The sequence below is a fragment of the Affinirhizobium lemnae genome (assembly GCF_022968395.1).
Lineage (GTDB): Bacteria > Pseudomonadota > Alphaproteobacteria > Rhizobiales > Rhizobiaceae > Neorhizobium > Neorhizobium lemnae.
Genome location: NZ_JALJQZ010000011.1, coordinates 75,173 through 95,661, shown reverse-complemented (window position 1 = coordinate 95,661; position 20,489 = coordinate 75,173). Strand labels below are relative to the sequence as shown.

Annotated in this window: 20 protein-coding genes; 8 read left to right on the top strand and 12 right to left on the bottom strand. The window is 57.4% G+C overall.

The window, feature by feature from the left end:
• Positions 1-3 precede the first annotated feature (3 nt).
• On the top strand, positions 4-1,065 hold the full coding sequence (locus MUU53_RS09595; protein WP_247260701.1) for an HlyD family secretion protein: 1,062 nt from the start codon (positions 4-6) through the stop codon (positions 1,063-1,065).
• 76 nt (positions 1,066-1,141) lie between these two features.
• Here MUU53_RS09595 and rplI read toward each other — a convergent pair whose 3' ends face one another.
• From rplI to MUU53_RS09565, 6 genes are all read right to left on the bottom strand, one after another.
• A complete protein-coding gene (gene rplI, locus MUU53_RS09590) occupies positions 1,142-1,717 on the bottom strand; it encodes a 50S ribosomal protein L9 (protein ID WP_247260700.1) in 576 nt (191 codons plus the stop codon).
• 24 nt (positions 1,718-1,741) lie between these two features.
• On the bottom strand, positions 1,742-2,707 hold the full coding sequence (locus MUU53_RS09585) for a DUF2232 domain-containing protein (RefSeq protein ID WP_247260699.1): 966 nt from the start codon (positions 2,705-2,707) through the stop codon (positions 1,742-1,744).
• Positions 2,708-2,864: 157 nt separating this feature from the next.
• Complete coding sequence (rpsR, locus tag MUU53_RS09580; RefSeq protein WP_062552730.1) at positions 2,865-3,113, bottom strand: 30S ribosomal protein S18; 249 nt, start codon at positions 3,111-3,113, stop codon at positions 2,865-2,867.
• A 26-nt stretch (positions 3,114-3,139) separates the two neighbouring features.
• Positions 3,140-3,595, bottom strand: coding sequence for a 30S ribosomal protein S6 (rpsF, locus tag MUU53_RS09575; RefSeq protein ID WP_247260698.1), 456 nt, complete (start codon positions 3,593-3,595; stop codon positions 3,140-3,142).
• 285 nt (positions 3,596-3,880) lie between these two features.
• Positions 3,881-4,762 carry an RTX toxin gene (locus tag MUU53_RS09570; protein ID WP_247260697.1) on the bottom strand — a complete coding sequence of 294 codons (882 nt, stop codon included), beginning with the start codon at positions 4,760-4,762 and terminating at the stop codon, positions 3,881-3,883.
• A 181-nt stretch (positions 4,763-4,943) separates the two neighbouring features.
• Positions 4,944-5,987, bottom strand: coding sequence for an aldo/keto reductase (locus MUU53_RS09565; RefSeq protein ID WP_247260696.1), 1,044 nt, complete (start codon positions 5,985-5,987; stop codon positions 4,944-4,946).
• Positions 5,988-6,214: 227 nt separating this feature from the next.
• On the opposite strand from MUU53_RS09565, the gene fabD reads away from it, so the two are divergent.
• The 7 genes from fabD to gmk all read left to right on the top strand — a co-directional run bounded on the left by fabD (position 6,215) and on the right by gmk (position 12,792).
• Entirely contained in the window at positions 6,215-7,159 is a 945-nt protein-coding gene (fabD, locus tag MUU53_RS09560) for an ACP S-malonyltransferase (protein ID WP_247260695.1), read from the top strand.
• Between the two features lie 18 nt (positions 7,160-7,177).
• The gene (gene fabG, locus MUU53_RS09555; protein ID WP_247260694.1) at positions 7,178-7,915 is read left to right on the top strand and encodes a 3-oxoacyl-[acyl-carrier-protein] reductase; all 738 of its coding nucleotides are present in this window, start codon (positions 7,178-7,180) and stop codon (positions 7,913-7,915) included.
• A gap of 290 nt (positions 7,916-8,205) precedes the next feature.
• Complete coding sequence (locus tag MUU53_RS09550; protein ID WP_003502080.1) at positions 8,206-8,442, top strand: acyl carrier protein; 237 nt, start codon at positions 8,206-8,208, stop codon at positions 8,440-8,442.
• Between the two features lie 113 nt (positions 8,443-8,555).
• Positions 8,556-9,818, top strand: a complete 1,263-nt coding sequence (gene fabF, locus MUU53_RS09545; RefSeq protein ID WP_247260693.1) for a beta-ketoacyl-ACP synthase II — start codon at positions 8,556-8,558, stop codon at positions 9,816-9,818.
• Between the two features lie 110 nt (positions 9,819-9,928).
• Positions 9,929-11,134, top strand: a complete 1,206-nt coding sequence (gene mltG, locus MUU53_RS09540; protein ID WP_247260692.1) for an endolytic transglycosylase MltG — start codon at positions 9,929-9,931, stop codon at positions 11,132-11,134.
• Between the two features lie 98 nt (positions 11,135-11,232).
• Entirely contained in the window at positions 11,233-12,120 is an 888-nt protein-coding gene (locus MUU53_RS09535; protein WP_247260691.1) for a YicC/YloC family endoribonuclease, read from the top strand.
• A 3-nt stretch (positions 12,121-12,123) separates the two neighbouring features.
• The gene (gene gmk / locus MUU53_RS09530; RefSeq protein ID WP_062552723.1) at positions 12,124-12,792 is read left to right on the top strand and encodes a guanylate kinase; all 669 of its coding nucleotides are present in this window, start codon (positions 12,124-12,126) and stop codon (positions 12,790-12,792) included.
• Between the two features lie 165 nt (positions 12,793-12,957).
• Here gmk and rsmA read toward each other — a convergent pair whose 3' ends face one another.
• The 6 genes from rsmA to lptF all read right to left on the bottom strand — a co-directional run bounded on the left by rsmA (position 12,958) and on the right by lptF (position 20,467).
• Complete coding sequence (gene rsmA / locus MUU53_RS09525) at positions 12,958-13,785, bottom strand: 16S rRNA (adenine(1518)-N(6)/adenine(1519)-N(6))-dimethyltransferase RsmA (RefSeq protein WP_247260690.1); 828 nt, start codon at positions 13,783-13,785, stop codon at positions 12,958-12,960.
• On the bottom strand, positions 13,785-14,813 hold the full coding sequence (gene pdxA / locus MUU53_RS09520) for a 4-hydroxythreonine-4-phosphate dehydrogenase PdxA (protein WP_247260689.1): 1,029 nt from the start codon (positions 14,811-14,813) through the stop codon (positions 13,785-13,787). The genes rsmA and pdxA overlap by 1 nt, the downstream gene beginning before the upstream one ends.
• Positions 14,810-15,751 carry a SurA N-terminal domain-containing protein gene (locus tag MUU53_RS09515; RefSeq protein ID WP_247260688.1) on the bottom strand — a complete coding sequence of 314 codons (942 nt, stop codon included), beginning with the start codon at positions 15,749-15,751 and terminating at the stop codon, positions 14,810-14,812. Before MUU53_RS09515 ends, pdxA begins: the two co-directional genes overlap by 4 nt.
• Positions 15,752-15,879: 128 nt before the next feature.
• Positions 15,880-18,204 (bottom strand): LPS-assembly protein LptD, encoded by a 2,325-nt coding sequence (locus tag MUU53_RS09510; RefSeq protein ID WP_247260687.1) that lies wholly within the window; start codon positions 18,202-18,204, stop codon positions 15,880-15,882.
• Positions 18,204-19,295 (bottom strand): LPS export ABC transporter permease LptG, encoded by a 1,092-nt coding sequence (gene lptG / locus MUU53_RS09505; RefSeq protein ID WP_281435059.1) that lies wholly within the window; start codon positions 19,293-19,295, stop codon positions 18,204-18,206. Before lptG ends, MUU53_RS09510 begins: the two co-directional genes overlap by 1 nt.
• Entirely contained in the window at positions 19,292-20,467 is a 1,176-nt protein-coding gene (lptF, locus tag MUU53_RS09500) for an LPS export ABC transporter permease LptF (RefSeq protein ID WP_247260686.1), read from the bottom strand. Before lptF ends, lptG begins: the two co-directional genes overlap by 4 nt.
• Positions 20,468-20,489: the final 22 nt, after the last annotated feature.

Genomic DNA, 20,489 nt, shown 5'->3' with positions numbered 1-20,489 from the left:
GACATGTTGAAGAAACTATTTTCCCCAGTCACGCTCATTATCCTGCTCGTGGGCCTCGTTGGGCTTGGCCTCGTTCTTTACGCCTGGAGGCTACCACCGTTTACCAACAGCATGGAGATGACAGACAACGCCTATGTCCGCGGCTATGTCACCACGCTCAGCCCACAGGTCAGCGGTTATGTGGTCGAAGTTCCGATCAAGGACTATCAGAAGGTCAAGGCAGGCGATGTGCTGGCCAAGATCGATGACCGCATCTATCAGCAAAAGCTGGCACAGGCGCAGGCAACTCTGGCCAGCCAGAAAGCCGCACTGGATAATTCCCACCAGCAGGAAGTTTCTGCCAAGGCAAACATCACCTCCAGTGAAGCATCCCTGACCAGTGCGAAGGCTGCCCTGACGCAGGCAAGTCTCGCCAGCGAGCGACAGCAGAATCTCAGCCGTAGTGGTGTCGGCACGACCAGTGTACAGGAACAGGCGGAGGCCGCACTGGAAAAAGCGAGGGCTGGCGTGCAACAGGCAGAAGCGGCGCTGGAGGTTTCTCGCCAGCAGTTGCAAACGATCGTCGTCAATCGCGGCTCGTTGGAGGCTGCCGTCTCGAGTGCGGAAGCAACCGTGGAACTTGCGAAGATCGACCTCGCCAACACCGAAATCCATGCACCGCGGGACGGACGCGTGGGTGGGGTCGGCGCGCGCATCGGCCAGTATGTCACGGCTGGTACTCAACTGATGGCGATTGTGCCGGATGACGTGTGGATCATCGCCAATTTCAAGGAAACCCAGCTGCAGGGCATGCAGGTCGGCCAGCCGGTCCAGATCACCGTCGATGCTCTCGGCCATCGTGAACTGCGAGGGACAATTGAACGCTTTTCCCCGGCTGCGGCGTCCGAATTCGCAGTCATCAGGTCGGACAACGCGACAGGCAACTTCGTCAAGATCGCGCAACGTGTCGGTGTGCGCGTTAAACTGGATGCGGCCCAGCCTGCGGTCGAAGATCTTCAGCCCGGGCTATCCGTTGTTGTGCGTGTCGACAAGACCGAGCAACCGGTCAGAACCGCAGCGAACTGAAAAGAGCCCATACCATGACAACAAAAACCCCGGTTCGCTGAACCGGGGTTTGTTGCGCCAGAAATGGCGAAAGCAATCAAGCTTCGTCTTCGTCGCGGTCTGCATCCGGATCGAAGAAGTCTTCCGGACGAAGCGCGTCTTCGTCAACGCCGTAGATGGCATCAGCGGAGGTGAGGCTTTCGCCCTTGGCCTGACGCTCGGCTTCTTCAGCGGAACGGGCAACGTTCAATTCGACTTCAAGTTCGACTTCAGCATGCAGATGAAGCGTAACCTTGTGCAGACCGATTGCCTTGATTGGGTTGTTCAGGTCGACCTGGTTACGGCCAACGTTGAAGCCGTTGGCAATCAGAACGTCAACGACGTCACGAGCAGCAACAGAACCGTACAGCTGACCGGTTTCGCCAGCAGCGCGAACAACGATGAAGCTCTTGCCTTCGAGGGCTTCAGCAACCTTCTGGGCTTCAGACTTGCGCTCGAGGTTACGGGCTTCAAGCGTTGCACGCTCGGCTTCGAAGCGCTTCTTGTTGGCTTCGTTGGCGCGCAGCGCCTTGCCCTGCGGCAGCAGGAAGTTACGAGCGTAGCCATCGCGAACCTTTACGGTTTCGCCCATCTGGCCAAGCTTGGCAATGCGTTCAAGAAGAATGACGTCCATCTTCGTGTCCTTTCGAGTTCAATTTTAGGAGTTGGTGTTGTCTGTGGGGCGGGCAGGCGTCAACGCGATTGTCCGCCGCGTATCGGAAAGTCCGACGATCACGATGGCGATCATTGGCAATAGCATCATGGTCGAGAGATAGGCCAAAACGAGCGCAGGCACGCGCCAGTCCTTGCCGCGCAGCCGGAAATGCAGGGAGGCAAATCCGGCCATCAGGAAACCGGCGCCGAATGTGCCGCAGATCGTGGCGCCGATCATGGCCGGAACGCCGCCTGCAAACATCAGGACGATACCGGCGAGGAAAACGAAGATCGCATTGCGGTTCATGCGCAGGGCAGACGGCATGTCTTCACGTGGGCGAAGCGCGCGGCCGCTGCGGGATACGATCCGGATGGCGAGATAGAAGGCGGTAAACAGCAAGGTCACCCAGATGCCGCCCTGGATCATCGGCAGCATCAGAACGATCAGAACCTTGGTCTGGGCAAGGCTGTCTGCATTCGGTGCGAGGCCCGGGCTCTGCTGGTTGAAGCTCTCCGCCATCAGGTCGACCATGCGGTCCGTCAACTGCGGCCCGTAGCCGATGACCATGCCTAGAATAATGACCGCTGCCGTTACAAGCCCGCACAGATGCAACAGGATGTCCGAGATCGGGTACCAGGCCATCAAATGGTCAGGACCGCCAAGCTCAGAGGCAGGGCGAGCGAGATTGGCCAGATGCGAAAGCCAACCAGCCGGGATCAGGGTGAAGATTGCCATGGCTAGTGCGAACATGGGCGTCACGAGAACCGCGCCCAGAATTGCTGCCGTGATAATGGCAATGATCGCCGTACGATTTCCCCAGCCGAGACCGGCCACGAGAACGGGAAGCGCGGAAGAAGCATAGAGAACAGACGCAAAAGATGGTTGCGCATTCGCGCCCATGACGAGCAGCGTTGCGGCAATACCGGCGATGATGCCGGTTGTCAGCACTGTCTGGTTCAATCCGTTCACGTCTCGCTGTCCTGCCAGATCAAGCAGTTAGGGGAGGCACCTGAATCGAAGTCTCAGGTCGCATGGTCCCCAACATGGGTTTTAGAGGTTCCGATCCGCGCCCATCGCGGAAGGGAGACGCCGCCGAAGAGTTGAGCCCCGGCGGCGACTGTTTCAATTAGGAAACGACGTAAGGCAGCAGGCCGAGGAAGCGGGCGCGCTTGATGGCCTGGGCCAGCTCGCGCTGCTTCTTCTGGGAAACAGCTGTGATACGCGAAGGAACGATCTTGCCGCGCTCGGAAATGTAGCGCTGCAGAAGACGAACGTCCTTGTAGTCGATCCGCGGTGCATTTGCGCCCGAGAAGGGGCAGGTCTTGCGACGGCGGTGGAACGGGCGGCGTGCCGGAGCAGAGGATGCGTCAGCCATTGGTAATTCTCCTTAAGCTCTCGAAATTACGCACGGTCTTCGCGCGGAGCGCGCGGACCACGGTCACGGTCGCCATCACGCGGCGGACGCGGACCACGATCGCCGAAGTCACGGCGCGGGCCACGGTCATCGCCATCACGACGCGGACGATCATCACGATCGCGCTTCTGCATCATGGCAGATGCACCTTCTTCGTGCTTTTCGACAGCGATGGTCATGTAACGAAGAACGTCTTCATTGATGCGCATCTGACGCTCCATTTCGTGCACGGCAGCAGCCGGTGCATCGATGTCCATGAGCGCATAATGAGCCTTGCGGTTCTTCTTGATGCGGTACGTCAGGGACTTGAGGCCCCAGTTTTCAATGCGCCCGACCTTGCCGCCGTTAGCTTCGATAACACCCTTGTATTGTTCTACGAGGGCGTCAACCTGCTGAGCGGACATATCCTGCCGGGCAAGGAATACATGTTCGTAAAGAGCCATTGTAGCTTGCCTTTCTTGCGGTTGTCTTGGCCCGGTAATCGGCGGCTAAGCCTCAACGACTGGTCTTGGAAAGAGCAAAAGCCCAAGCAAGAAAAGCGTTACGATCGAGACGGTCGAGAGCGGAGACACGGGAGGCCGGAACCCTTGTGGTTCCAACGGTTCGATTTGCGAAACCGGCCCTCCGTTCAGCCACCAGCCAAAAGACCGGGCATTTCGAACAGCCGGTCTTATACCCTCATTTCGCACGAATGCAAGCCATCGGGAGAATTTACCGGTTTTGCCGGATCAGTTTATCCGCAGCATCGTCTGTCCGTCCTTGACGGCAAAGCTGAAACTGGCGGTCGTCTTGCCGTCCAGCGTGATGGTGATGCGATCCTCGCTGCCCTTGATGGATGCGGTCAGGGTGTTTCCGGCAACCGAGATGTCCAGGTCATTTGCCGTGAGGCTTCCCAGTGCGATGGCTAGACCTGATGTGCTGCGAACGGTGTCCTGTCCGTCACCTCGACCAAACCCATACTCGATCAAGGAATCGGTGCCGGTAGCGTTGATGCTGACAGTGTCATTACCCAGGCCGCCCCGGGCAAAGATCCGGTTGCCTTCCAGAACCAGATTGTCGTTGCCGTCCCCGGCATCCAGATTGCGGATCGTGTCTGCTGCGACCTTCATCGTATCATCGCCAGCTCCGCCAAGGAGGTCGAGGGCGAGTTTTGCCTTGATCTGAATATCGTCATTGCCGTCGCCGCCGTCGATCGATCCGACAAAGGCACCTGCGGCCTTGATGCTGTCATCGCCGCTGGCGGTGCGAATGCCCGAAATGGAGTCACTCTTGAGGATAAGGCTGTCATTGCCTGCACCTGCATCTATGTTGGTGATGCCGCGACCCGTGACCGTCAGCGTGTCGTCACCCTCGCCACCGGTGCCAGCGGTGACATAGCCTAACTGTTCCTCCATGGTCGCCTTGTCCTGCGCTTCGGAGGAATTGAGAGTGATGATCTCGATGATTCGGGAGAGTGCACGCTGGCTGGCATTCGGCTCGTTGTCAGCGGGCACGGCAGGCGGACGATTGCCTGCATATGTGGTGCTACTGACGGATTTGGGCGTTGAAAACAGCAGATCGATGTCGCGCGCTGCATTCGGGCTGCGAAAGAAGCCGCTGATCGTGCTCATGAATGCCTGCTCCCCGGACGAGATCGATACCGCAGCCTTATGACGCTTCGCGCTGAGGTGCTTGCTTCAGCTTACAATCAGGGCTTGAGACGATCCAGCAACACTACGGGACTAGGTTAGCATTCAGTGAAACGGCAGCCGCTGAGAAGGCTGCCGCAGAGTTCGCATCACAGGCTTGTTGTCAGATCGGCATTGGATACTGACGGTGGATCTTGTTGATCTCCCGCAGGATCTCGTCAGACAATGTGATGTCAGCCGCGCCGATATTGATCTTCAGCTGCTCCATCGCGGTCGCCCCGATGATCGCTGACGCCATGAAGGGGCGGGTGAGGCAGAAGGCCAGTGCCAGTTGCGAAGGATCGATCCCGTGCTTGGCCGCCAGATCCACATAGGCCTGCGTTGCCGCCTGCTGGTGCTGGACAAGACGCCCGCCGATATCGCCATTGATGGCGCCGCGTGAACCGGCTGGCTTTTCACCGGAGAGATACTTGCCGGAAAGAATGCCGCCTGCGAGCGGCGAATAGGCCAGAAGGCCCACATCTTCATGATGGGAAAGCTCTGCGAGGTCCAGATCGAAATGTCTGCACAGCAGGCTGTACTCATTCTGGATAGTGGCAACGCGCGGCAGGCCCTTCTCTTCGGCAAGCGAGAGGAATTTCTGCGTTCCCCAGGTCGTTTCGTTGGAAAGACCGATGGCGCGGATCTTGCCCGCCTTCACGCACGCGTCCAGCACATCCAGCTTTTCTTCGATCTCAGCCAGTGTCTGCGATTTGTCCTGTTTGAAGGGATCGTAACCCCAGTTGGCACGGAAGTGGTAGCTGCCACGATTCGGCCAGTGGATCTGGTAGAGATCGATGTAGTCGGTCTTCAGGCGCTGAAGGCTTGCATCCACGGCATCCTGTATGGCTTGCGCCGTAATCGGTGCACCGCCGCGAATATAAGGGCGTCCCGCACCGGCGACCTTCGTTGCAAGAACGACCTTGTCTCTCTTGCCGGTCTTCTCGAACCAGTTGCCAATCATGCGCTCGGTATCGGCATAGGTCTCGGCAGAGAGGGGCGTGGTGGGATAGAGTTCGGCCGTGTCAAAGAAATTGACCTGATGGTCGAGCGCGTAGTCCATTTGCTCGAATGCTTCGACTTCGCTGTTCTGCGAGCCCCAGGTCATCGTTCCGAGGCAGATTTCCGAAACGGAAATGTCGGTTCGTCCAAGTTTCTTGAATTTCATAAGGTGTATCCATGGTGGGCATGATGGGAGGGCGGCTGCAATGTAGGCCGCTTCTCGGGCAACGCAAGACGCGTCCCGAAAATGCAACTTCGAGAAAGCCGTCTTCCTCGCGGACGTTCATAAAGTGTGGCCTACCTGACCTCGAAGCCTCGTCTATTGGCCGAAAGTCTTGACTTGCTCGGCCAGAATGTGAATGGAAGGCAAAAATAGGGAAGGATACAGGCCCGATGAGCATTGCTTTCACATTCCCCGGTCAGGGCAGCCAGGCTGTCGGCATGGGCAAGGATCTCGCCGAAGCATTTCCGGAAGCGCGCGCCGTCTTTCAGGAAGTTGACGACGCGCTTGGTCAAAAACTCTCCGATATCATGTGGAACGGTCCGGAAGATCAACTGACGCTGACGGCCAATGCCCAGCCCGCTTTGATGGCGGTTTCCATGGCTGTCATCCGTGTACTGGAAGCCGGTGGCCTGAAGCTCGCCGACAAGATCTCCTATGTGGCGGGTCATTCGCTGGGTGAATACTCTGCCCTGGCGGCTGCCGGAACGTTTTCCATAGCCGATACCGCGCGCCTGCTGCGCATTCGCGGCGACGCGATGCAGTCTGCTGTGCCGGTGGGCGAGGGTGCCATGGCTGCCATCATCGGTCTCGAACACGCTGACGTTCAGGCGGCATGCGAAGGGGCGAAGGCGGCGGGTGTCTGCCAGATTGCCAATGATAATGGCGGTGGGCAGCTCGTAATTTCCGGCTCCAAGGCTGCGGTCGAGAAGGCCGCAGCTCTGGCAACCGAAAAGGGCGCAAAGCGCGCCATCATGCTGCCTGTCTCCGCGCCATTCCATTCCGATCTGATGGCGCCTGCCGCCACCGCCATGGCTCACGCCTTGGACAAGGTGGCCAAGCAGGATCCGGTCGTTCCGGTCGTCGCCAATGTGCGCGCCGCCCCTGTCACGCATGCGGACGAGATCGTCAAGCTGCTTGTCGCGCAGGTTACGGGACAGGTTCGTTGGCGCGAAACCGTTGAATGGTTTGGCGCGAACGGCGTGATCACATTGTACGAGCTGGGCTCCGGCAAGGTTTTGACCGGTCTGGCGCGTCGCATCGACAAGAACGTGACAGGCATTGCCGTCAACACACCTGCTGATATTGATGCGGCGCTGAAGACGCTGCTCGGCTGATTTTGAAGGATTACGAACATGTTTGATCTGACTGGCCGCAAGGCTCTTGTGACGGGTGCGACGGGCGGTATTGGCGAAGAGATCGCCCGTGCCCTTCATGCGCAGGGCGCCATCGTTGGTCTGCACGGAACGCGCGCCGAGAAGCTGGAAGCCCTGGCAGCCGAGCTTGGCGAGCGCGCCCATGTGTTCCCGGCAAATCTCGGCGACCGTGATGCCGTCAAGGCGCTCGGTGAAAAGGCTGAAGCCGAGTTGGCCGGCGTGGACATTCTCGTCAACAATGCCGGTATCACCAAGGATGGCCTGTTCGTACGCATGAGCGATGAGGACTGGGACAATGTCCTGGAAGTCAACCTGACCTCCACATTCCGTCTGACTCGCGAACTGACGCATCCCATGATGCGCCGGCGCTTCGGCCGCATCATCAACATCACGTCGGTCGTTGGCGTGACCGGAAATCCCGGTCAGGCAAACTATTGCGCGTCCAAGGCAGGGATGATCGGTTTTTCGAAGTCGCTGGCTCAGGAAATCGCCACCCGTAACGTAACGGTCAACTGCATTGCTCCCGGCTTCATCGAAAGTGCGATGACCGGAAAGCTCAATGACAAGCAGAAAGAAGCCATTCTGGGCGTCATCCCCATGAAGCGTATGGGCATCGGCGCCGACATCGCTACGGCTGTTGTCTACCTTGCTTCGAACGAAGCCGGATACGTAACGGGTCAGACCCTGCACGTGAACGGCGGCATGGCAATGATCTGAAGAGCTTGCCTTCCTTTGCTCCTGCACACAGTTTTGGCTGTTGGCAGCGGCAAAAGCGGTCATTTTCTGACTTTGCGGCGCGGTGAAACCGTGTTAAGCGGGCCAATGACTGGCTACAGTCACTCCGAATGCGGACCTCCTCGGTGCGATTGACGCATGACAAGGTCGCAGTCTAGCTTCGGGTCGAGCGAGTTTGCCCGGGAGCCGTTCTGCAAAAGACGGCCAAGGGTTCCAACAGGGTACGGCTGCCGTGAGGGCGGTCCGAAAAGATAAAGGTCGAGGAAACCGACATGAGCGATATCGCAGAGCGCGTTAAGAAAATTGTCATTGATCATCTCGGCGTCGATGCCGATAAGGTTGTCGAAGGTGCGAGCTTCATCGACGATCTGGGCGCTGACTCCCTCGACACCGTCGAACTGGTCATGGCTTTTGAAGAAGAGTTCGGCGTTGAAATTCCGGATGACGCTGCTGACTCCATCCTGACCGTCGGCGATGCCGTGAAGTTCATCGAAAAGGCCCAGGCCTGATCTGAACTCGATAACTGGGGCACGCCCTTAGGGCGGTCGCTCTTCAACGGCCCGGCAAGTTCGGGCCGTTTCAGTCATATGACATCATCAATTCTTGGCGGGTGGGCGCTGGCATGAGGCGTGTCGTTATTACCGGTACCGGTATGGTATCTCCTCTCGGCTGCGGTACGGAAATCAGCTGGTCCAGGCTGATTGCCGGTCAGAACGCGGCGCGGTTGGTTACAGAGTTTGAGGTTGAAGATCTCCCCGCAAAGATTGCTTGCCGTATTCCTACAGATCCTTCTATCGAGGGTGCCTTCAATCCGGATGACTGGATGGAGCCCAAGGAACAGCGTAAGGTCGACCCGTTCATCGTTTACGGTGTGGCGGCTGCAGACATGGCTCTGGCGGATGCAGGTTGGCATCCTAAAACAGATGATGACCAGTGCGCCACGGGCGTTCTGATCGGTTCCGGCATTGGTGGCCTCGAAGGTATTGTCGAAGCAGGCTATACTCTGCGCGACAAGGGCCCACGCCGTATCTCGCCCTTCTTTATTCCAGGTCGCCTGATCAACCTCGTTTCTGGTCAGGTATCGATAAAGCACAAACTGCGTGGTCCAAACCACGCCGTCGTCACCGCCTGCTCGACAGGCGCGCACGCCATCGGTGATGCCGCGCGGCTTATCGCTCTTGGTGACGCGGATGTCATGGTAGCTGGTGGTGCAGAATCGCCTATCTGCCGTATCTCGCTGGCTGGCTTCGCTGCCTGCAAGGCGCTCTCCACTCAGCACAATGACAATCCGCAGAAGGCTTCACGTCCCTATGATCGCGACCGTGACGGTTTCGTCATGGGTGAGGGCGCAGGTATCGTCGTGCTTGAAGAGTTGGAGCATGCCAAGGCGCGCGGCGCCAAGATCTACGCCGAAGTGGTCGGTTATGGTCTGTCCGGCGATGCCTTCCATATCACCGCACCTTCGGAAGACGGAGACGGCGCCTTCCGCTGCATGACAGCTGCCTTGAAGCGAGCAGGCATCAGCGCCTCCGAGCTCGATTATATTAATGCGCATGGGACATCGACCATGGCCGATACTATCGAGCTTGGCGCGGTGGAGCGGCTGGTGGGTAATGCGGCCTCGAAGATTTCCATGTCTTCAACCAAGTCAGCGGTCGGTCATCTGCTCGGTGCAGCCGGGGCAATCGAAGCGATTTTCTCGACGTTGGCGATCCGGGACAACATCGCGCCGCCAACGCTCAATCTGGACAATCCGGACGTAGAAACGGGTATCGATCTGGTACCGCATGTCGCACGCAAGCGTGAGATCAACGTAGCACTCTCCAACTCCTTCGGCTTCGGTGGCACAAACGCATCGCTGGTTTTGCGGCGCTACGAAGGCTGATTTCGAAGTGGGAGCCATATTGTGATTGACCGGTTCCCGCTTACAATCCCTGTTTTCGCCGCATTGCTTGGTCACAGACCGGCATTGTTGAGCTGATTTAAGGAGTAGCGGTGACCGATACGAACAGCACAAGCGAACCGAATTCGGGAAACAGCGGCGGCTCCGGCCCTTTCGTGCCAAAGTCACCGAACGAGGCTCTCAAGCCGGAGCGGGTGCCAGAACCGCCGCGCCGTTCCCGCAAGGCAAGAAGCCAGCTGGTCATCTTTCTGAATTTTCTGATGACTTTGATCGTTCTCGTCAGTGTTGTGGCCGTCGCCGCGTTCTATTACGTCATATCCGCTTATCAACAACCTGGACCGCTTGCCACGAACACGCATTTCGTCGTGCCGGATGGTGCAGGTCTCGCCCAGATTTCGCAGATGCTCGAACGCAACGGTATCGTGTCCGATGCCCGTGTCTTCCGTTATATGACGGCCAGCTATCTCCGGAAGGAGCAGACGCTGAAGGCGGGTGAATATGAGATCAAGGCGGGAATGTCGATGAAGGACATTGCCCTGCTGCTGGAATCTGGCAAGTCCATTCTCTATTCGGTCTCCATGCCGGAAGGGTTGACCGTTCAGCAGATGGTCAAACGCCTGGCAGACGACCCGGTTCTGGAGGGGCCGGTGCCCAACGAACTGCCGCCGGAAGGAAGCCTTCGTCCGGATACCTACAAGTTTTCGCGCGGAACGACGCGTGGCGAAATTCTCGCCCAGATGCGCGCGGCACAAGACAAGTTGATAGATCAGATCTGGGCAAAGCGCGATCCGGACCTTCCGATCAAGACGAAGCAGGAATTCGTGACGCTCGCCTCAATCGTGGAAAAGGAGACTGGTAAGGACGATGAGCGCGCTCATGTCGCTTCGGTCTTCATGAACCGTTTGAACAAGGGGATGCGCCTGCAATCCGACCCTACAATCCTCTATGGCCTGTTTGGTGGCGCTGGCCGTCCTCCAGATCGTCCTATCATGCGCTCCGATATCGACAAGGTGACGCCGTTCAACACCTATCAGATCAAGGGGCTTCCCCCGACGCCGATTGCAAATCCCGGTCGGGCAGCCCTGGAGGCAGTTGCCAATCCTTGGCGAACCAATGACCTTTATTTCGTAGCAGACGGCACAGGAGGTCACGCCTTCGCAGCCACGCTGGAGGAACACAATGCCAATGTGCGGCGTTGGCGCAAGATCGAGGCCGAACGGGCCAACGCCTCGGGTGATACGCTCAACGGCGGTTCACCAGGCGGTGCCGATGCCGAGAAGCCGCCGAAGGGCAACTGACGCGATTTCACATAACAAATTCGAGGCGTCGCTCCGGCGGCGCTTTTCTTTATCGAAGTAGCCGGTTCCGGTTGCTGCATGAATTCTGAGGCCAGCTAATGAATGTACAATCCATGACAGGATTTGCCCGCTGCGAGGGCACCAACGGTCGCTTTCGTTGGGTCTGGGAGTTGCGTTCCGTCAATGGCAAGGGGCTCGACTTCCGTCTGCGTCTGCCGCCAGGTTTCGAAGCCATGGAAAGTCAAATCAAGGCACGTGCCTCGAAGCACCTGAGCCGTGGGAATATTCAGGCGACGCTGACCGTTTCCGTGGCCGAATCGAGAATGGAAGCTGTCCTCAACCGCGATGCTCTGGAAGCCGTTCTCAAACTTCGAGAAGAGTTGGGAGGCCTGGTCGATAGCGCACCGCTCAAGCTCGACACCGTTCTTTCTATTCGTGGACTTGTTGATATCCGGGAAGCAGGTGAAGACCCAGCAGCCCTCGAGATCAGGGATCAGGACATTCTCGAAGGGTTGGAAACAGCTCTCTCCGATCTGGTATCCATGCGGATCCATGAGGGAAATGCGCTTGCCTTGGTTTTGCGCCAGCATTTGGAGACAATCGCGCGCCTGACGACGGTGATAGAGTCGGATCCTTCCCGCTCACCGGAGGAGATCGCCCGGCGCCTGGCAGCTCAAGTCGGAAGCCTCCTCGATGGCAATGGCGGGCTGGAGCGTGAGCGGCTTTACGCAGAGGTCGCACTGCTTGCGACCAAGGCCGATCTGCGGGAGGAGGTCGACCGGTTAAAGGCCCATGTCGGCGCAGTCGAGGAACTTCTGCAGAAAGGTGGCCCGGTCGGTCGCCGTCTCGATTTTCTTGCACAGGAATTTAACCGCGAGTCGAATACGATCTGTTCCAAATCGAACTCTTCCGCGGTAACCGCAGCCGGTATCGAGTTGAAAGTAGTGATCGACCAGTTTCGCGAACAGGTTCAGAATTTGGAGTAACCAATGAGCCCGGTGTCTTCCGTGCCAACAAAAATCGCCCGGCGTGGCCTGATGCTGGTGCTTTCGTCCCCATCAGGGGCAGGCAAATCCACAATTGCCAGCAACCTGCTGCGGGACGACCACAGCCTGGAAATCTCGGTCAGCGTCACGACCCGTGCAAAGCGGCCGAGCGAGATCGCAGGCAAGCACTATCATTTCATCTCTATCCCGCAATTCGAACGCATGCGCGATAACGGCGAGCTTCTCGAATGGGCGGAAGTGCATGGAAACTATTACGGCACGCCCCGCGAACCCGTCGAAAAGGCCATGGCCGAGGGCCGTGACATGCTGTTCGACATCGACTGGCAGGGCGCGTTACAGCTTCAGGAGAAGATGAAGGCGGACATCGTTTCCATCTTTGTCCTGCCGCCCAGCATGACGGAACTCCAGTCGCGCCTGCATCGCCGCGCTGAGGATACCGAGGAGGTCATCCGTACGCGCCTGGCAAATTCCCGTGCCGAAATCGAACACTGGCGCGAATATGACTATGTCATCGTCAATGATGATCTCGATGAGGCTTTCGGTCATGTGAACTGCATCGTCAATGCGGAGCGCGTTCGCCGCGATCGCCGCCATGGTCTCTTCGATTTCGTTCGGGAACTGCTTGAGGAAGAGCCGGTGCTACCGCGCTGAGGTCAAGCTGAGTACATCAATAGGCGCCGTGGCTTCTGCCACTAAAGCATGGCGCGCAAAAGTGTGAAGCGGTTTTGCGATGACGACATGCGATAAAACAAAGAGATAAAGCGTCAGGAGCGAATCTGAAAGATCGCGACACGCTTTCGCGTCTTTTTCACGCCCTCAGAGAAGATTGGCCAGTGTGACGAACTCGTGAACGGACAGGGTTTCAGCACGGCGTGTCGGATCAATCTCTGCATTTTCCAGAAGAACCTCGCCACCAAGGGGCTTCAGGCTCTGCCGAAGCATTTTCCGGCGCTGCCCAAAGGCGGCTTCCGTGACCTTTTCAAGCTTCTTCACATCGCACGGAAGTGGATTCTGGTTGGGTACCAGATGGACGACAGAAGAGGTCACCTTCGGCGGCGGTGTGAACGCCTGGGGCGGCACGTCAAAAGCCATACGAGCATCCGTGCGCCATCCGCACAACACGCCCAGGCGGCCGTAATGGTTATCATCTTCGCGTGCGACAATGCGCTGGCCCACTTCCTTCTGGAACATAAGCGTCAACGATTCCCAGAAGGGCGGCCATTGCTGTGGCAGCAGCCAGTTGATCAGCAACTGCGTTCCAACATTATAGGGAAGATTGGCAATGATCTTGACCGGACCATCGGGCGCCAGCGCCGCAAAATCCGTTTTCAGCGCATCCCCTTCGATGACTTCAAGCCGTCCGGGATAGAATTCCGATATTTCCGCAAGAGCAGGTAGGCAGCGGGAATCGCGCTCGACGGCGATCACCTTCTTCGCACCGAGAGAGAGGATTGCGCGTGTGAGACCACCCGGACCAGGGCCGACCTCAAACACAGTCACGTCGTCCAGAGAGCCTGCCGTACGCGCGATTTTCTGCGTGAGATTGAGATCCAGCAGAAAGTTCTGTCCAAGAGCCTTGCGCGCATCAAGGCCATGCCGGTTGATGACATCGCGCAGTGGCGGAAGCCCGTCCAATGTGCCCATTAGTTTTGCTGAGCCTCATGTGCGGCCAGTCTGGATGCGAGCCTCAAAGCAGCAATCAGGCTGGTGTCGCGCGCGATACCGGTTCCTGCAAGCGAGAACGCAGTACCGTGGTCCGGAGACGTCCGGATAAATGGCAGGCCAAGTGTCACGTTGACGGAATCATCGAAACCCAGAGCCTTAGCCGGGATGAGGGCTTGGTCGTGATACATGCACACCGCCACATCATAACGGCTACGAGCGTCATCGTGGAACATGGTATCGGCGGGTAGGGGGCCAAATGCATTGATACCGCGCGCGCGCACCTGTTCAATGGCTGGTGCAATGACATCGCGATCCTCGGTACCCATGGCGCCGTCCTCGCCTGCATGCGGGTTCAGGCCTGCGACCGCTATCCGCGGAGAAGCAATGTTGAAGCGATAGCGCAGGTCGTGATGAGCAATCGAGCATGTCTCGATGATTACGTCGGCTGTCAGTCTACGTGGGACGTCCGCCAGCGGTATATGGATCGTGACGGGAATTGCCCGGAGCTTTGGCCCGACAAGCATCATGACCGGCCTGCAATGCTTGCCGGTGGCGCGCTGCGCAAGATCGGCGAGAAATTCGGTGTGACCGGTAAACTTGAATCCAGCCTCGTAGAGAACCGACTTTGCGATCGGATTGGTCACAACTGCAGCGGTGATACCCTGCACGGTCAGGGAGACCGCAGCTTCTATTGAGCCAACGATCGACCGGGCGGCCGCAATGTGCGGACGTCCCGCCGCAATAACGCTACCAATCGCCACCGGCAGTACCGGCAACGCTTGATCGAAATGCTTCCAAGCATCCTTTGCATCGGTCTCACGCAACGGAAGTTGTTCACCCAGAAGGCGTGCACGCGCAGCAAGTGCTTCAGGGTCCCCAATGTAGATGAACGGATGCAGACCAAGATCCGTGCGCTTCAGCCAGGCCGAGATGGCGATGTCCAACCCGATGCCAGCAGGATCACCTTGCGTCAATGCCAGCGGACGCTCAACAACTATTACGCTCACGGATTTACGATCTGCGCCTTCTTGCGCAGTTCTTCCAGATATTTGGCGCTGTTGGGGTCATCGCCGCCCTTCTTCGCCTTGCCAATATCCTCAGCGCGGAAGACGACTTCTGCGGCCGCATCATCCGAGACCTGACGTTGATTGCAGATTGCCAGAAACTCAACGCCCTTTTCAGTCACACGGGTTCCCGTTGTACCGTTGGCGGAGGCTTTCTCGATCAGTGGCTTCCACTCTTCCGGCAGTTCAGGCTTCATCATACGACCAAGATCACGCACCGAAACGTCTCGCATCGTCTTAGCAAAATCCCTTGACTGCGCGCATCCGGGGAATCTCGAACGAGATTTCTCAGCCTCAGCCTTTCGCTGTGCGGTGATCTTGCCCTTCTTGGATTCCGGAATCACGAAGATGATCTGCTGGAGGAAGTACTCGGTCGTGATGGGCTTTTCCTTGTTCTGCATCATCCGCTTGACGAGTTCGTCATTCGACATGCGACCAGCGCCGTAACGCGCGTTGACAAGACGAGGCCAGCTCATCTGCACCGCGATAAAGGCTTTGAAATGCTCGACGCCGACACCGGCTTTGTTGAGGATCTCGCTCATTTGCGCAGGCGTCAGCTTGTTGCTTGCAGCGAATTTTGCGAATGAACGATCAACGTCCTCGGTGCTCACCGACATGCGAACGCGCGCAATCTCATCGCGCTTGAGAGCTTCTTCCACCAGCTCGTCGCGGGCCATCTTCTGCAGATTGCCGGTTTTCCGCTGCAGTTTCAGAAACGCGACGCGTTTTGCCACATCAGACGATGTAATTGGGGTCTTGTTGACGACAGAAACAACCTCGGTCGCAGCCGAGGCAGTCTGCGTCATGGGCTCAGCAACAAAGGATATGGCGAGCGCCGTTGTGGCAAGGGCAATCCGGCGCCATGCTACGCTTGCGAACATTTCTCATCCTCTTCCTGGCAGCGAGGCGGCATCGACGCCGCCTGTCCAATTAATGCACTTCTTGTGTTCGATTGCACATTTCATGCGGCGAAACAATGACGTTCCGCACGCATGTCAAACGCGGACCCCTATCGGGTTGTATCGCCGCCAATGTTGATGTCGCCCAGTGTGCGGAAGCTCAACCGAGCCGTGACCGTCCAGTCATTGGCATCCGTACTGGCCGGCTTGTCTGTGTAGCCAACTGTGAAGATCGTGCACTCGTCCGCGTATGTTACGCCGATACCACGCCGGATGACACGGTCATTGTTGAGATCCCACGTCGCCGAGGTGCCAAGTGACCAGTTTTCGTTGATGCGGAAATTGGCAGCACTCTTCAGGTACTGGCTATCCGTGTTCAGACCGTAATCAGGCTGCGCCTGTATGTTCGTATAGATCAATGATCCGCTCACCCTTGGCAGCGAATAGCTGATCGAGGCATCGGCGCGGCGCAGTTCGAAAGACTTTTCTTCGAAACGACCCTGGCCCTGGAAACTATAGCCCTGCGGAAGGTCAACCGCGGCCATGGCAACGAAATCGGACACATCCGATTCCAGGCCGGATTGCGCACCGACATTGACCAGGTCCGCTGTCGCAAACGAGTTGAGGCCTGCGATACGATAGGACTGACCAAAGATACCGCGAACGCCGACGCCATTGTCGAAGCTGCCGTTATAGCGAATGCCGACATTGGCACGCGTACCACCTTCGATACGGTCAAAACCGGAAAACTTGTCCCGGTCGAACAACGAGGTCGCATCGAACACGAAGCTCTGGGCATCTTCATTGGGCAGGCGACCGGCGAGTTGCTCATCCGGACGTGCGAAGATCTGCGCCATCGGTTCGATGATGTGGCTGCTGCCTGCACCTTCGATCAGGATGGGATAGCGTGCCTCAAGACCGGCCGTCAGCATGTAGCGCGTGCTCGCGCTGTCGCCCTCGAACCCGCCAGCATAGGTCACGCCGTTGAAGCCGGGCGCCGCATCACTCGTGTGGCGCAAAACGTCACCGCGTGCGGCGAGAATCGGCGTCAGCAGCAGGCCTTCATCCGTTGTGAACGTCCGCTTCCATTCCGCCTCGCTGGAGAAGCGGCTGTAGCTGCCTTCCAGGCCGCGGAAACGTGTCGACGTACCTTCGGTGTAGAAGTCGTCGAGGCGGCGCGACAGGTTGGTGAAGTTGGTGGTTACCTTCAACTCACCCCCTGCGACCGATTCAGGCGCATAGTAGAGATAGTCCAGAGACGGATAAACGATTGCCTGCTGCTTTTCAGCTGTACGGCGTGCATCCGTGTCCTGGATATCGAAGTAGTAGTTGTGCAGGTCGAAGTAGTTCCGCTGCCCGACCCCTGTCAGGTAGATGTCGTTGGTAAACGGCGTTCCCGCAACGTCGGTCAGCTTGTATGTCTTTGAAAAGTTATTGTCCGTCTGGGCCATGACATTCCAGCCAAAAGCCCAGCGAGGATTGATCTCGAATCGTGCCTTTGATGCGACCATGGCCCGCTGATCGGCACGTTCATCGCTCGTGCCCTTCACAAAGGCGCCCGGATCCTTCTGATCGATATAGGCGAAACGGAACGTATGGTCGCCGTTTTCAAAGCGGTTGCGAACCTCACCCTGCAGCAGAAGACCCTGCTTGGTGTAGTAGGTTGGGCTGATCGTCGCATCCATGCTCGGTGAGAAGACATGGTAGTAGGGAACGGTCAGACCCACTCCGAGCTTGTCGGTCACGGTGGCGCGCGGGAAGATAAAGCCTGACTTGCGCTCAACCGTTTCGTCGGGAACCGTTACGAAAGGAACATAGCCGATTGGCATACCGAACAGTTCGAACTGGGCGTGCTCAAGCCGGATGGTGTGCGCCTTTCCGTCACGGATGACGCGCTGCGCCTTCACCTGCCAAAGCGGGGCTTTGTCCGGGCGCTGGGCGCAGGGCAGACAAGCCGTGTATACGCCGTTGTTCAGCACCATCTTGTCGTCGGGCAGTTGTTCGGCACTTTCCGCAACCAGGCGCGTATTATCGGTCGTTTCGACGCGAAGCGAGTTCACGAAGCCCTGGCCGAAGTTATCCGTCACGTCCATCGCATCGGCATAGACACGGGTGCCACCGGGCTCGATCAGCTCGATATTGCCCGTCGCCATCACGCGACCGGATTTCTGGTCGTATTCGACACGCTGCGCCACCATACGGTAGCGATTGTAATAGATTTGAACGCCACCGATTGCCGTAACGCGCTGCGAATCCTGATTGTAGGTCAGTTCATTCGCGCGCAGGAGCATCTTTGCTCCATCGGCAACTGCGGGTGCGAGGGGTGAATCCTGCGCAGAAACAGGCAACGGGTAGGCAGCCGCAACACACGCAGCCGTGCCTGTCAGCAGGGCAGCGAAAAGCCGTCTGATATTCCCGCGGTCATTTACCGCCACTAGCCATCCTCCTGATGGAGCAGGATCGTTGCACCAAGCGCCAACGCAACAATGACTGGAATCCAGACTGCTACGAAGGGTGGCACGACACCGCTACTCCCAAATGCTTTCACAAGCACAGACACAACATAAAGCACGAAGCCGCAAACGATTCCACCCAGAATCACCGAGCGCGATTGCGCCATTCGGCTGAAACGAAGGGATACGGTTGCTGCAATGAGCGTCATTGCCACCAAGAGGAGCGGCAAGGACAAGAGCGAATGGAACTGAGTTTCCAGAGCTTTTGTAGAGATGCCGAAGGATCGGGCAACCTCAATTTTTCGTAAAATGTTAAAGAAAGCAACGCTTTCCGGCTTTGATAAAGACTCTTGCAGAAACTCCTGTTTTAAATTGGTTCGAACCTGGGCCGTCTCCTTGCGGGATGCTGGAGCATCGGTTCGCGTATCCAGAACGTTGTTAAGCTTCCAATAACCATTTTCCAAGGTTGCCGAGTCTGCATCCTGCCGCAGCGTGATGCGACCATTCTTGTCAAAATGGAACACGACGACATTGAATAGACGCGTTCCGCCATTGTCAAAGCTCTTGGCGCCAATAACAGTATCGCTATCCCCATCAATTTGTCTCAGCCATGGCAGAAAGTTTGATGGCTTGGATGCGTTGCTAGCCTTGCGCCAGTCTGTCTCCATGGAGGTAGCCAGATCCTGTCCCCAGGCACCGATAGGATTGATGACGGTCGTTGCCACGATGCCGATCAAGAAGGCACCAGCAACGAAAGGCAGCACGAACTGCCAGACGGAGAGGCCCGCGGCACGGGTCACGACAAGTTCCGAGCGTCGGTTCAGCGCGATCAGCGTCGTCATCCCGATGAAGAGGGTGAGTGTCGGAATGGTTTGCTGCAGGATGAGTGGCAGGCGCAGAGCGCTCATCAGCAAGCCGCCCGTGACAGTGTAGCCAACGAACCCAGACATGCGTCGACTTGTTTCGCTAAAGTCCGCCAGAAAGATGATCCCGCAGACGCCAAGCAGGAACCAGACGGAGGTTATGATGTAGCGCTTGAAGAAGTAGCGGCTCAGGGTCGGTGCGGCAATCATTGCGAACCTCCCTGAGTCGCATTCACGCTTGCGAGACGACGACGTGCAAGATCAGAAATGCGTCCCAGAGGCTGCGAAATGAAACGCGGCATCGCAAGCTGTCGATTCGTTACCAGCATATAAACGCATATCAGGCCGAAACCTATCGGAACGGCATAGACCAGCGGAGTCACCGCCGGAATGTTCTTAGAAAGATTCGTCACATAGAAGGAGAGCCATCGCAGCGTGAAGCACAGAATGAGTGCCAGAACCATGGGATGAAGCCGTGCCCTGCGGCTGGAGCGGGCTCCACCGGCTACCACCAACGAAATCAGCGCAAAGGCTACTGGCAGCAACCAGTCCGACATGCGACGGTGCAATTCCGAGCGGAAACTTCCAGGCGAGAACAGGAAGGTTTTGTCTGTCGGGTCTGGTTTCAACAGGAATGACAGACTTCTGTCGCTCGCAAAGACGGGTGCACCGTCTGTCGATTCGGTCATCGAGGACAGGTCGAATGCGTAGGAGACGAATTTGACGATCGAGATACGACCTTCCTTCGTCTTGCGGTGTACCTCACCATCGCGCATCGTCAGAGTCTTGCCGTCCTCGGCAATAGATCCTTCTCGGGCATAGTAGATGAGATCCATATTCGGATCGCGATAGTCGACCATATAAATTCCGGTCAGCACACGACCCGAATGACGCTCGGAGATCTGCACGTAGAGCCCGTCTTCGATGCTACGGAACGTCTTTTCCTCGATGACGGAAGACAGAAGATCCGCATAGGCCGCGGCCACCATTTCACGCGCTTTGACCCGAGCGGCAGGCTCCACGAAATTCGTGATCAGAAAGGATAAGGCCGCCATACTAATCGCAAGGATCATCACCGGGCGATAGATGATCGAACGGGCAGAACCGGCGGCATCAATGACCGCAAGCTCCGAATCATTGTTCATCGCATTCAGCGTTTGAGTAATGCCGATGACGATTGCGAAAGGCAAAACGACCGGAATGATCGTCGGCAGAATAAATGTCGCCAACGTCATGAACGAGCCCATGGACTGACCGGTGTCGGTCACCAGATTGATCCTGCCCAACACCTGGATTGTCCAGATGATCGTCAGGACCGGGACCAGTGTGATCAGAAACATCTGGAAAGCACGCCGGAAAATGTAGAGTTCGAGTATTTTCATACGGATCCGATACGCCAACATT